Annotated in this window: 9 protein-coding genes; 4 read left to right on the forward strand and 5 right to left on the reverse strand. The window is 47.3% G+C overall.

The genetic code is table 11. From position 1 onward, the window contains the following. Positions 1-55: 55 nt before the first annotated feature. From gspF to gspC, 4 genes are read right to left on the reverse strand one after another with little or no spacing between them, the layout of a single operon-like run. Positions 56-1,279 (reverse strand): type II secretion system inner membrane protein GspF, encoded by a 1,224-nt coding sequence (gene gspF / locus L5L91_RS15785; protein ID WP_105250995.1) that lies wholly within the window; start codon positions 1,277-1,279, stop codon positions 56-58. Between the two features lie 3 nt (positions 1,280-1,282). Next, complete coding sequence (gene gspE / locus L5L91_RS15790) at positions 1,283-2,848, reverse strand: type II secretion system ATPase GspE (RefSeq protein WP_105250994.1); 1,566 nt, start codon at positions 2,846-2,848, stop codon at positions 1,283-1,285. Beyond that, positions 2,841-4,955, reverse strand: coding sequence for a type II secretion system secretin GspD (gspD, locus tag L5L91_RS15795; RefSeq protein WP_263192122.1), 2,115 nt, complete (start codon positions 4,953-4,955; stop codon positions 2,841-2,843). The genes gspE and gspD overlap by 8 nt, the downstream gene beginning before the upstream one ends. 24 nt (positions 4,956-4,979) lie before the next feature. Beyond that, positions 4,980-5,909 carry a type II secretion system protein GspC gene (gspC, locus tag L5L91_RS15800; protein WP_131525237.1) on the reverse strand — a complete coding sequence of 310 codons (930 nt, stop codon included), beginning with the start codon at positions 5,907-5,909 and terminating at the stop codon, positions 4,980-4,982. A 253-nt stretch (positions 5,910-6,162) separates the two neighbouring features. Here gspC and hslR point away from each other — a divergent pair, with 253 nt between their 5' ends. The 4 genes from hslR to L5L91_RS15820 all read left to right on the forward strand — a co-directional run bounded on the left by hslR (position 6,163) and on the right by L5L91_RS15820 (position 10,993). Next, positions 6,163-6,561, forward strand: a complete 399-nt coding sequence (gene hslR / locus L5L91_RS15805) for a ribosome-associated heat shock protein Hsp15 (protein ID WP_011848177.1) — start codon at positions 6,163-6,165, stop codon at positions 6,559-6,561. Positions 6,562-6,575: 14 nt separating this feature from the next. After that, on the forward strand, positions 6,576-7,436 hold the full coding sequence (hslO, locus tag L5L91_RS15810) for an Hsp33 family molecular chaperone HslO (RefSeq protein ID WP_263164041.1): 861 nt from the start codon (positions 6,576-6,578) through the stop codon (positions 7,434-7,436). Positions 7,437-7,633: 197 nt separating this feature from the next. Continuing rightward, positions 7,634-9,175, forward strand: a complete 1,542-nt coding sequence (locus L5L91_RS15815; RefSeq protein ID WP_263173766.1) for a phosphoenolpyruvate carboxykinase — start codon at positions 7,634-7,636, stop codon at positions 9,173-9,175. Positions 9,176-9,433: 258 nt separating this feature from the next. Next, the gene (locus tag L5L91_RS15820; RefSeq protein ID WP_263237089.1) at positions 9,434-10,993 is read left to right on the forward strand and encodes an AbgT family transporter; all 1,560 of its coding nucleotides are present in this window, start codon (positions 9,434-9,436) and stop codon (positions 10,991-10,993) included. A gap of 115 nt (positions 10,994-11,108) precedes the next feature. On the opposite strand, the gene L5L91_RS15825 is transcribed toward L5L91_RS15820, so the two are convergent. After that, positions 11,109-12,578, reverse strand: a complete 1,470-nt coding sequence (locus tag L5L91_RS15825; protein WP_263237091.1) for an OmpA family protein — start codon at positions 12,576-12,578, stop codon at positions 11,109-11,111. Between the last annotated feature and the right edge of the window lie 41 nt (positions 12,579-12,619).

Raw genomic sequence — 12,619 nt, forward strand, 5'->3', positions numbered from 1 at the left:
TTCTCCTAAAAAATCCTATGCCAATCGACTTGGTCATAATCCATAAATTCAAAAATTAACCGCTAATCAAGTTATTCAAGGCTAAAATTGGCTGCAAAATTGCCATCACGATAAAGAGCACAACACACGCCATACTGACCACCAGCATAGGCTCGAATACACCCAATGCTATGTTGACGTTACCTTCGAATTCCCTGTCTTGGTTATCGGCGGCCCGCTCTAACATCTGCTCAAGTTGACCACTCTTCTCGCCCGACGCAATCATGTATAACATCATAGCCGGAAACAACTTAGTATTAGTCAACGCTGCACCTAAGCTAGTTCCTTCCCGCACGCGTGCGGTCGCATCGTCAACTGCGGCGCGCACTCGCATATTCTGCAACACTTCACTCGCAATACGCATACCATCGAGCAAAGGCACTGAACTGGCGGATAAGATACTTAACGTCCGAGCAAAACGCGCCGTATTTAATCCCTTACTCACGCGGCCAACAACCGGCATGCTCAATAAAAAATTATCGTACTTCATCCGAAACGCAGGTGACTTTAACATGCGCCGAAAGAGTGCGAACAGCAGCACTAAGGCGATGACCACAAACACACCATAGTTTTGAACAAAGTCAGAGGCCGAGATCAAAAATCGGGTCGAGGCGGGAAGCTCAGCGCCCATGTGCTCAAACTGTCCGACCACTTTAGGCACAACCGCTGCTAGCAGGATTGAAATCACCCCTATCGCCACTGTGGTCAAAACCGCGGGATAAATCATGGCTTGGGTCAGCTTAGATTTAAGCTGTTGGCGTCGCTCTGTGTAATCTGCTAACCGATTAAGCACCACTTCTAAGTGACCTGATTTTTCACCCGAGGCCACCATGGCACGGTATAAATCATCGAAAATATGCGGAAATTCAGCCAAGGAATCGGCCAGACTATAACCTTCCACCACCCGAGAACGTACCGCCATAATCATGCTCGCGAGACGATCTTTCTCGCACTGCTGACCAACGGCTTTAAGGGATTCTTCAATCGGTAAACCCGCGGCCACTAAGGTCGCAATTTGGCGGGTGATCAAAGCTAATTCAGCAACTGAAATGCCACGTTTGAAAAACGAAAAACTGCTGCTCTTAGCTTTGGCTTCTTTTTCAGTAACCGGCAGTATTTCCAAGGGCATCATGCGCTGATCGCGCAGTTGGCTGCGGGCGTGTCTGGCGGTATCCGCCTCAATCACGCCCTTAAGCTGCTTTCCCTTGGCATCCAGTGCCTTATATTCAAATGCTGGCATAAATTACTCCTCGCGAGTCACACGTAGCACTTCTTCGAGAGTGGTGATGCCCGCGAGCACTTTGCTCATGCCATCGTGACGAATGCTCGGTACAAACTGACGAATATACTTTTCGATGGCTAACTCACCGCGGCCGCCATGGATCAATTCACGCACATTATCGTCAACCAGTAATAGCTCATGAATACCGGTTCGACCACGGTAGCCATTGTTACCACAGGATTTACAGCCATTAGCACGGAAAATACGTCTGTCGTCATCGGCAGCTATGCCCAGCAACTCACGCTCACGCGCATCGGGCACATGCTCGATTTTACATTTAGGACAAAGGGTTCGGATCAAACGTTGAGCCAACACGCCGAGTAAACTTGAAGACACGAGGAAAGGCTCTACGCCCATGTCTTGCAAACGTGTAATCGCGCCAGACGCTGTGTTGGTATGCAGGGTTGAAATCACCATGTGACCAGTGAGTGACGCTTGCACCGCAATTTGCGCGGTTTCGAGGTCACGGATCTCGCCTATCATCACGACATCGGGGTCTTGACGCAAAATAGCGCGCAGACCACGAGCAAAGGTCATGTCGGCCTTAGTGTTAACTTGGGTCTGACCAATACCGTCTAACTCGTATTCGATAGGGTCTTCTACTGTGAGTATGTTGGTGTCTTTAGAGTTGATCTCCGTCAAACCCGCATACAGAGTGGTACTTTTACCCGAGCCCGTTGGGCCAGTCACCAAAATGATCCCGTGAGGACGACGAATAAGATCTTCAAACTTAACGCGAATACTGTCGGTCATCCCCAATTGTTCTAAATCGAGGTTGCCAGTATTTTTATCCAGCAGACGCAGTACAACACGTTCACCGTGGCTCGATGGCATGGTCGATACCCGCACATCTACCGCACGACCTGCGATTCGCAGCGAAATACGGCCATCCTGTGGCACACGTTTTTCGGCGATATCGAGGCGAGCCATAACCTTAATCCGCGACACTAACAGCGACGACAGTTTACGGTTTGGCTTGAGCACTTCCTTAAGTACACCATCGATACGGAACCGCACTACAAGCTGTTTCTCGTAGGTTTCGATATGGATATCCGACGCTTCTTCTTTAATCGCTTCAGATAACAAGGCATTAATCAGTTTGATGATAGGCGCATCATCATCACCTTCGAGCAAGTCTTCGGTCTGCGGCAGCTCTTCGGCAAGGGTGAATAAATCCATCTCGTTGCCTATGTCTTCCATCAACTGCTGCGCTTCAGACGAGTTCGCCTGATATGCTTGAGTGAGTTTGGCCTCAAACTTTGCCACTTCGAGCTTAACCAAAGGCAAATCAACACCCGAATAACGCCGCGCTTCGAGCATAGCCGTTAAGGGTGTTTTACTCGTATAGAACAAGCTTAACTCGCCCGTTTCACCCAGCGCGAGCACCACATCGTGGCGGTGTGCGAAGGCAAAAGGTAAACGCTCTTTACTGCTCGAACGAAAGACCTCATCACCTTCAGCTTCAAGGCCTAGCTCATTAGAGACTTGGCTGAGGTCATCGACTTGGGATAGTTGAATTTCACTCATTGGTTTTATCTTTGTTTTTGTTTTCATCGAGCGTTTTGAGCGTTGGATCCGTTTTACGCATCTGAGTATCTAAGCCTTTACCTTCTTTATAACGCTCTAAAATCTCGTTAACTTCAGGAGGTAAATACTCAGACTGATTCCATTCTTCCAACACTGGCACTTGAGTATTTGGCATTAAGTTCACGCCACGCTCTTGCTGCTCAAGCTGTAATGCTCTGAAATAATTATATTTACGCCCAGCAATCCCTTCCATCGTGATGCCATCACGTATGATCGTTGGCTTGATGAAGATCATGAGGTTTTTCTTCGTTTTTTTGCTCGAAGAAGATTTAAACAAATGTCCTAGAATGGGAATATCACCCAAGAAAGGTACTTTTTGTATACTTTCTTGTACTTCTTCGTTGATCAAACCACCGAGTACCACAATTTGACCAGAATCCGCCATAACGGTAGTGGTTAACCGACGAGTCGCGAAGGAAATATCCACGCCTGTATTACCGTTAACCCCAGAAACTTCCTGTTCAATCGTCAGCTTAACAGAGCTGCCTTCGTTGATCTGTGGCACCACTTTCAGTTTAACCCCAACCTCTTTACGCTCAACGGTTTGGAATGGGTTACTGTTGCTCGAGCTGGCGGTAGAACCTGTCAGAATAGGCACTTCGTCACCCACAATAAACGAGGCCTCTTGGTTATCTAAGGTCGTAATAGAAGGCGTTGCCAGTACGTTTGAGTTAGTGTCACTCGACACTGCTTGAATTAAGGCACCAAAGTCGCCCATGGCCACGCCCCAAGCCATACCGTTCACTTTACCTAAGGCTTGGGCGAGTAGCGTCACATCTCCCTTAGTACTCGGGTTTTGACCTATCACCTGACCAGTGCTCGGGTTAGTGATGAATGTCCCTTCTTGATCTTGCGCCTGCCATACACCTGCACCAATTTCACCTATGGTTGGGCCTAAGTTATTAAACTGAGTACCACCACCCGCTTTCGCGGCCCATTGGACCCCAAAGCCGACGCTATCGCCTTCGGCGACTTCCACGATAATGGCTTCTACGAGTACCTGAGCACGGCGGATGTCGAGTTGATTAATCACGCTCTCGATAGTGCGCATCTGATCGGGTTCAGCACTGATCACTAAGGCGTTGGTTTCAGTATGCGCCATGATATTGATTTCATTACGGCGTTTACCACCTGCAGCCTGAGCGCTCGGATCTTTCTCGCCTTCCAACTTTTGGGCAAAACCGGTCAGCACTTCAACTAAATCTTCTGCTTTGGCATAACGTAGATAACGAACTTTTGTGTTACCTGTGCTGGCTTGTTCGGCATCGAGACGACGGATAAGCTCGACCACACGTTGGCGGCTCTTCTCATCACCGCTCACGACCACGGCATTGATACGTTCGTCAGCAACCACTTTTGGCGCTTGGCCTGGCAATTGGGATTGGTTAGCGGTAGCACGATAAAGGGTATCGATAATTCGTACCATTTCACCCGCAGAAGCAAATTCTAACGGCACGACTTGCACCGAGGTATCGCCTTGCTTATCTACTCGACGGATAATTTCGACTAACTTGTTCACTACAGCAGCACGGCCAGACAACATCAAGACATTGGAAGGGTCGTAGTTCACTACGTTGCCGCCACCCGCATTATCATTAAGTTGGCGCAATAACGGCGCTAATTGCTTGGCCTCAGTGTTATACAAGGCCACGATACGCGTCACCATTTCATCACCAAGGCCGGGGTCGTTATCGTTAGCGACTCGAATTGCAGCGGTTTTGGCATCTTTGTCTTTAATGACTTTAATAACGTTATTTTCCATCTCAACGATGGCATAACCGTAAACTTGTAAAACGTTGAGGAAAAACTGGTAATACTGTTCATCGTTCAACAGATCATAACTGCGAACGTTGATTTTGCCGCGAATTGTCGGGTCAACTATGATGGTCTTATTCAGGTTTTTACCAACGATATTGATAAATTCTTGAATATCCGTGCCTTTAAAGTTGGCCGCATACTGTTCAGACCAAGCGAATTGGGAGGAGAACATGGCTGCACCCGCAACAACCCCAGCAATCAGCTTGCGTCGAATCCTTTTGTTATTCATTCTTTTTCTTTCCTCTAACGCGTGTTATTGCGGCAAACTAAACATGATTTCAACCAATTGTCCTTCCCGCTCAACCATAATAGAAACTTCGGTTAACTCGGGTAATTGGCTCATCATTTCTAACGCTTGACTCATTACGGTCAAGTCGTATCCATTAATTGATTTGGCTAAATCGTTAGCTTTAAAACCCGCCTGCTTAAACAAATTGGCGTCTTTCCCTGGATTCAAGCGATATCCCGCCACAGCGTCACCCTGTCTGACAGGTGAAATGGCAATATAATCGGTGATCTTACTAGGGTCGGCTAACAATTCGGTGCGGGATTCGGCGAGTTCTTGGGAGATTTCGGCATTTTTACGTTGATCAACACGGCTCACTGCCGAGCCAGTCTTATTAGTCTTAGCTTGTTGTAACTGCTGATTGGCTGGGCTTTGGCTAGTATAAACTAAGCCATCGAGCATTAATGTCTCGTAACGGCCAGCGTTAGTGATGATAATACGGTCGGCATAGACTTCTTTCAGTGATGCCGAAGTGCCCTTGATTTTATCGCCTAAGCTGTAGGTCTCTTGGCTGCCGTTTGACTCAATGATTGCTAAGCCTTTCTGATCCGCTGTCGATGCAACAACGCCAGTGAGCTGAATAGAGAGTGTGGTCTTAGGCGCGTCGGTCACAGTCTCAACAACCTCAGTTTTTGGCTTTTCAGATTTAGCATCTGCCTTACCAAAGAGACCAAGCTGCTGTAAACCCGCAAGATCAACCTGCCCAGCACCTTTACCCGTCAGGTTAACGGGCGTTGGCGACCAAGCACTGGGTGATGAGCTAGTAGGCACTAATTTCCATGTAATTTGCGCGGCTAACAACATGATCACAATAAAACCCAACCAGAAGACTATCCGGCTTAAGGGCTTATGGGGCATGCCAATGGCTTTTGCGATAACTTTATCTAATAAATCCATATTTTATGTGGACCCTCGATACAGGTCTCTGTTCTGATTATAATAATTAGGCGGTTACCGTCTCATGCTAACCTAGGCAGCATTTGGCAACAAGCCCATAACAGCATTCAAATTGGCGAAAATAGGCCAATTATGCTAACTTTGCCCGCCATAAAAGGGTGTGAAGCACGCCACCCTTTAACATAATAGAAATGCTCTTCACGCATTTTCTTGCTCGGCATGTGAACTCATCGATCTTTTAGCTGGAGACACTATGACTCAAGGTCAAAGCGATAAAACAGACATTCGACTCGATAAGTGGCTTTGGGCTGCACGTTTTTATAAAACCCGTGCCATCGCCAAAGAAATGATTAACGGCGGCAAAGTACATTACAACGGCCAGCGTGCCAAATCTAGTAGGAATGCCGAGATAGGCGCCGTCCTTAAGATACGCCAAGGATATGACGATAAAGAGATCGTCATAAAAAAATTATCGCAATTACGCCAAAGTGGTGCGATTGCACAAGAATTGTACGAAGAAACCGCGACAAGTCTGGCTAAACGGGCCATTAATGCTGAGCAACGACGCCTCCACATGCTCAATAACCCGATACCCGATCAGAAACCAGATAAAAAGCAACGACGCCAGCTCATGCGCTTTAAAGACCTTTAACAGTGAGATACACGATGAACCAAGATACTTTACACCGCTACTTGTTCGATAATGCCGATGTGCGCGGTGAACTGGTGCAGTTACAAGACAGCTATCAACAAGTGATCAGCGCCCAAGAATACCCAGCCGTACTGCAAGTGCTACTGGGTGAATTAATGGCAGCCACCTCACTATTAACCGCTACATTGAAATTTAGCGGTGATATCAGCGTACAGTTACAAGGCAACGGCCCTGTTTCTTTAGCGGTGATCAACGGTAACAATTTACAAGAGTTACGCGGTGTGGCTCGCTGGAATGCTGAACTCGCCGATGATGCTAGCCTCACAGAACTCTTCGGCCAAGGCTATATGGTCATCACCTTAACACCCGACGAAGGTGAACGCTACCAAGGTGTGGTCGCACTGGACAAGCCAACACTTGCTGCCTGTGTTGAAGAATACTTCAATCAATCTGAGCAGTTACCTACGGGAATTTGGTTATTTGCCGACGGCAAACAAGCGGCGGGCATGTTCCTACAAATTCTGCCAAGCCAGCAAGATCACAACGCCGACTTCGAACACTTGAGCCAACTGACGTCGACCATCAAGGCCGAAGAGCTATTTACTCTTGATGCAGAAAGCGTGTTACATCGCCTCTATCATCAGGAAGAAGTACGCTTATTTGATCCTATCGATGTGAGCTTTAAATGCACTTGTTCCTATGAACGCAGTGCCGGCGCGATCAAAACCTTAGATCAAGCAGAAATCGAAGCCATACTGGCCGAAGATGGCAAGATAGAAATGGGTTGCGAATATTGCCACGCTAAATACACCTTTGATGCCATAGACGTAGCAACCTTATTTGCTAACGGTCAAACATCAACAACCCAGCAGTAAAACGACTCCCCCTAAAAAATGGGCGCCCTATTTGACGCCCATTTTTTATTCATACCTATAATCCCCTCACACATTGCACTCGGCTTAGGCTACAATCGCCTCACTTTGTCACCTAGCACGACTCAGGCGATAAATAAAATTAAATCGGCAGACGATCGATATTAAAATAACCTTACAAATCAAATGGAGACCTCACTATGGCGGATGGATTAAACCGCGTTCACTTTAACCCCTCAACAGCACAACTTGTCGAATTTGCCCTGCTACGCGGCGAAGGTGAATTGACAGCCAATGGCGCACTAGTCGCTAAAACAGGCGCTCGCAGCGGTCGCTCACCTGGCGATCGTTTCATTGTAAGAGAACCCAGTTCAGAAGCTGACATCGAATGGGGAACAGTCAATCAAGCTTTCGATCCAGGTGCTTTTGAAGGTTTATGGGCACGGGTTGAAGCTTACCTAGCCGATAAAGAACTGTTTGTATCTGATCTCGAAGTCGGTGCCGACACTGAACATTACCAACCAGTACGAGTTACTACGCAATACGCTTGGCACCAACTGTTCGCCCGCAATCTATTTATTATTCCTGAAGAATTTAATCGTAAAGACAAACCAGTTTGGCAGATCATCAATGCCCCTGACTTTGTTTGCGTACCAGAACGTGATGGCACTAACTCAGATGCGACCGTGATTTTAAACTTCGCCGAACGTAAAGTGCTGCTTGCCGGCCTGAAATACGCCGGCGAAATGAAAAAGTCTATGTTCTCAGTGCAAAACTTCCTACTGCCAGCCCAAGGCGTGCTCCCAATGCACTGCTCGGCCAACGTAGGTAAAGATGGCGACACTACGCTATTTTTCGGTTTATCTGGCACAGGTAAAACCACACTCTCTGCCGATCCAAAACGCTTCCTTATCGGTGACGATGAACACGGCTGGGCACCCGGCGGCGTATTCAACATCGAAGGCGGTTGCTACGCCAAATGTATCGATTTAAGCCAGAAGAATGAGCCCGTGATTTGGGATGCGATTCGTTTCGGCACTGTGCTTGAAAACGTCGTTATGGACGAACACCGCGTACCTAACTACAAAGACAGTAGCCTAACGGAAAATACCCGCGCAGCGTATCCGCTGGAGCACATCGCCCAACGTAAAGAAGACAACTGCGGCGCTGAGCCACATGCGGTTGTATTCTTAACCTGCGACGTATCTGGCGTATTACCACCGGTTTCTATCCTGACCAAAGAACAAGCGGCATACCACTTCTTATCTGGCTATACCGCCAAAGTGGGTTCGACTGAAATAGGCTCAACCTCGGCGATTCAATCCACCTTCTCAACGTGCTTCGGCGCACCTTTCTTCCCACGCCCTGCTGGCGTGTACGCAGAACTGTTGATGAAGCGCATTGAGTCCTTCGGCAGCCAAGTGTACTTAGTCAACACTGGTTGGACTGGTGGCCCACACGGTGTAGGTAAACGTTTTGACATCCCAACCACCCGCGCCATCGTCGATGCGATTGTCAGCGGTGAGTTGAAAGATGTGGAAACCGTCCACTTAGACACCTTGAACCTCGCCGTTCCTGTGGCAGTAAGTGGTGTAGACAGCAATTTACTCAACCCAATCAACACTTGGGGCGATAAAGCGCTATACGCCGAATACGCCCAGAAGCTGGCCGAAGCTTTCACTAAAAACTTCGCTAAGTATCAAGTGTCAGACGCTATCCGCAATGCAGGTCCAAAGGCATAAGCGCGTAGCGGATTTGTTCGGTACGGTTATTTAGTCAAAAATATCGTTTCATAAAAAAGCGCGGGTTCAGTCATGAACCCGCGCTTTTTATTTGCGGCTAAATTGATTTAGTGATGATTAAATCCACCCGCACTAAAGCCACTGCGATAGATTTTTATGTGTTTTATTTCTTATCGATTAGTTAAACCAAGCTTAAATTAATGCTGCGTTTTTATAATCACCGATAACAATCATCATTTTTTAGGAAGCGGCACCCAAATGGAAAATCATAAACCTGTCACTGGATTCCAGCGATTTCTCAATGGCGTCGAAGTCGTCGGCAATAAACTGCCCGACCCAGCAGTATTATTTGCGATGTTTCTGGGCTTAGTCTGGTTGATCTCTTGGGGATTATCGGGTGTCAGTTTTGATGAAATCGACCCTCGTACTGGTAACCCGATTCAAGTCGTCAATATGCTTGATGGTGGTGCGTTAACCGCTTTTACCTCGGCGATGGTCACGACCTTTGTGACTTTCCCGCCGCTAGGTGTGGTGCTTGTGGCCATGCTGGGCCTAGGCGTTGCTGAACATACTGGCTTTATTAATGCAGGGCTGCGCTCCATTTTATCTGTTACCCCCAAGATGTTACTCACCCCGGTATTGATAGCCGTGGGTATTCTGAGCCATGTCGCGGTTGATGCGGGTTATGTACTCGTTATCCCACTCGGCGCGGTGATCTTCTATGCCGCGGGTCGTCATCCCTTAGCCGGTATTGCCGCCGCTTTCGCTGGCGTATCCGGTGGTTTTTCTGCGACCGTTGGCGTGCCATCCAGCCTTGATCCTATGCTAGCGGGCTTAACTCAGGCAGCGGCAAGATTATCAGCCGACCCCGCGGCCGCGACATTAACGATTAACCCACTAAATAACATCTTTTTTACTTCGACTTCTGCCATTTTAATTATCTTAGTTGGCTGGTTCTTAACGGATAAAGTTATCGAGCCGCGCCTAAAAAACACTGCGGTGAATGGCGATCCCAGCACGCTCCCAACCCTAGATGAACTGCAACCCCATGAGCGCCGCGGACTCAAATTCGCCATGGCCGCCATGTTGTTGTGTGCATTAGGATTAGTATTAACCGCCTATGGTGAACATTCTGCTTGGCGTGCTACTGACGGCGCCCTAACCAGTGCTTCAGCGCCATTAATGCGCTCCATTGTGGCGATTATTTTTGTGTTTTTCCTCATTCCCGGCATCGTGTATGGCTATGCCGCTGGCACGGCAAACAACCACAGAGCCATTATTCAAGGCATGAGCAAATCCATGAGCGGCATGGGTTATTACATCGTCATGGCTTTTTTCTGCGCCCAGTTTATTTATGCTTTTGGTCAATCCAATTTAGGCGCATTAATGGCCATTAAAGGCGCGTTGGCGTTAAAGGAATTAGCCCTTCCTATGGGTGTGACTTTGGTGGGAATTGTGTTTCTCACGGCGTTCGTCAATCTATTAGTAGGTTCCGCCTCAGCCAAATGGGCATTGATTGGCGCCATTATGGTACCCATGTTAATGGAACTAGGTGTGTCACCGGATTTGACTCAAGCCGCTTACCGAGTGGGCGACTCATCCACTAATATCATCACCCCACTGATGCCTTACTTTCCGTTAATTGTGGTGTTTTGCCAAAAATACGTTAAGGAATCAGGCATCGGCACCTTAGTGGCGCTGATGTTGCCATTTTCAATCAGTTTTCTTTTACTTTGGAGCGGTTTCTTATTGGCTTACTGGGGCTTTGGCCTGCCTCTAGGGATTGGCAGCTCGCTCTCCTTCCCGGCACTATCTTAGTGTGAATATCGCTTGGCTGAGATTTTCGGCTGAGCGATCACAGATAAACAAAAATGGCGCCCACTTAGTTAACTGTGAGCGCCATTTTTATATCTATTGAATCAAGCTATTGTGTTTACTTAGTATCCGATCTCAGCACTAACTCTACTCGACGATTCTGTTGTTGCCCCGCCTCATCATTATTGCTGGCAATGGGCGCATGCTCGCCAATACCCACAGCTTCAAGCTGTTGAGTTTTAATACCATGACTTGCGGTAAGCAACTTGACGACTGCAACAGCACGACGTTGTGACAAACCTTGGTTATAAGCTTGGTTGCCTTTGTCATCAGTGTGGCCAACCACATAAAATGCGCGGCTTGGGTTAGCGCTTAAATAACTCGCCAGCACTTCCACAACGGGCAGAGCTTCTGGTAATAACTTGTCGCTATCGTACTCAAATAACAGCCCTTCTAGGGTGACATGTCCTTTAGCTTCAATTTGATCAGTCAAAGCCGCAAGGTTGATACCGACACGGTCATCCTTAAGTTGAGTTTCTTCCAATACCCGTAACTCTGTCCATAAGCCGCCAATAAAGCCAATGGTATAAGTACTTACATGCACATTGCCCTCGGGGCGAGTTAAGGTATACCAGCCATAAAACTGGCTCTCTTCATTACCAATATTGACTAAAGAATCAATTGCCTCGACAAATTTTCTTTCAGGGCCACAGGCCTCTCCCTTACACTCAAATTGCGCCTCGAAGCCGAGTTTAGTCAGCGCTGCTTTATAGTTGCTAAACACCTCATAACTTGAGTATTCCTTTGGCAACTGATAACCATTCTGAGTCAGCTTACCTGCACGCTCCACCACCACAGGTTTGTTGGCAGCATCCATAGCAGATACGAAAGCTGTGCTAGCAAAACCCTGACGTTTAAATTCATGAATCACAGCGCCCTTTAAGCGACTTAGCAACGGATGATCTTCAGCACCTTCAGTGTCCTTTTGTACATTGTCATTAAACTCAATCTGCTTAGGTGCTTGTTGTAAAAATGCCGCATTAGCAGTGACTAAACCTAAAGGTTCAGGCACAACTTCTAAGGTCGTGATATGGATAGTTGCATAAGAATTAGTCGTGCTTGCAGTTTGTATCGCAGTATAAAACTCTTTCTGCTCATGCTTAACTCGAGCGAATAAATAACCATTATCGACACCAATCACGCCATCCAACAAGGCAATATTCTCTCGCAATATCCGAGTATTACCGCACGTTTCAAGACGACACTCGAATAATACTTCACCGCCAAGCTTTTTCAATTGAGCCCGATAATTATCGAGTATATGGTTAGGACTATATTCAGGTGCTAATTCGTATGTTTGCTGCTGTAACTGGCCAAATATCGGCTTAAAGCTAAAGTCCGCTCTACTCTCGCCAACGCTGATAATAAAAGGATACTCAACATAGTGGCGAGTCAGCTCTTCTTTTAACTTTGCCGTAGGAAACAGTGTAAATAATTCCTCATCGGCCGCCTGTAACGGCAACGACGTAAAAGTACCAATCGATAACGCCAATAAACCCACTAAGCAACCTGAACTGAAAACACGCATTAATATTTACCCTCCATAGAAATACTGGTGAGCAAGTTAAC

The organism is Shewanella sp. SM55 (assembly GCF_025654025.1).
Classification (GTDB): domain Bacteria; phylum Pseudomonadota; class Gammaproteobacteria; order Enterobacterales; family Shewanellaceae; genus Shewanella; species Shewanella oncorhynchi.

Excerpts from the sequence above, each read along its gene's own strand:
- gspD (WP_263192122.1), bottom strand. The coding sequence starts at position 4,955 with ATGAATAACAAAAGGATTCGACGCAAGCTGATTGCTGGGGTTGTTGCG.
- hslO (WP_263164041.1), top strand. The coding sequence starts at position 6,576 with ATGAACCAAGATACTTTACACCGCTACTTGTTCGATAATGCCGATGTG.
- gspE (WP_105250994.1), bottom strand. The coding sequence starts at position 2,848 with ATGAGTGAAATTCAACTATCCCAAGTCGATGACCTCAGCCAAGTCTCT.
- gspC (WP_131525237.1), bottom strand. The coding sequence starts at position 5,909 with ATGGATTTATTAGATAAAGTTATCGCAAAAGCCATTGGCATGCCCCAT.
- L5L91_RS15815 (WP_263173766.1), top strand. The coding sequence starts at position 7,634 with ATGGCGGATGGATTAAACCGCGTTCACTTTAACCCCTCAACAGCACAA.
- L5L91_RS15825 (WP_263237091.1), bottom strand. The coding sequence starts at position 12,578 with ATGCGTGTTTTCAGTTCAGGTTGCTTAGTGGGTTTATTGGCGTTATCG.
- gspF (WP_105250995.1), bottom strand. The coding sequence starts at position 1,279 with ATGCCAGCATTTGAATATAAGGCACTGGATGCCAAGGGAAAGCAGCTT.
- hslR (WP_011848177.1), top strand. The coding sequence starts at position 6,163 with ATGACTCAAGGTCAAAGCGATAAAACAGACATTCGACTCGATAAGTGG.
- L5L91_RS15820 (WP_263237089.1), top strand. The coding sequence starts at position 9,434 with ATGGAAAATCATAAACCTGTCACTGGATTCCAGCGATTTCTCAATGGC.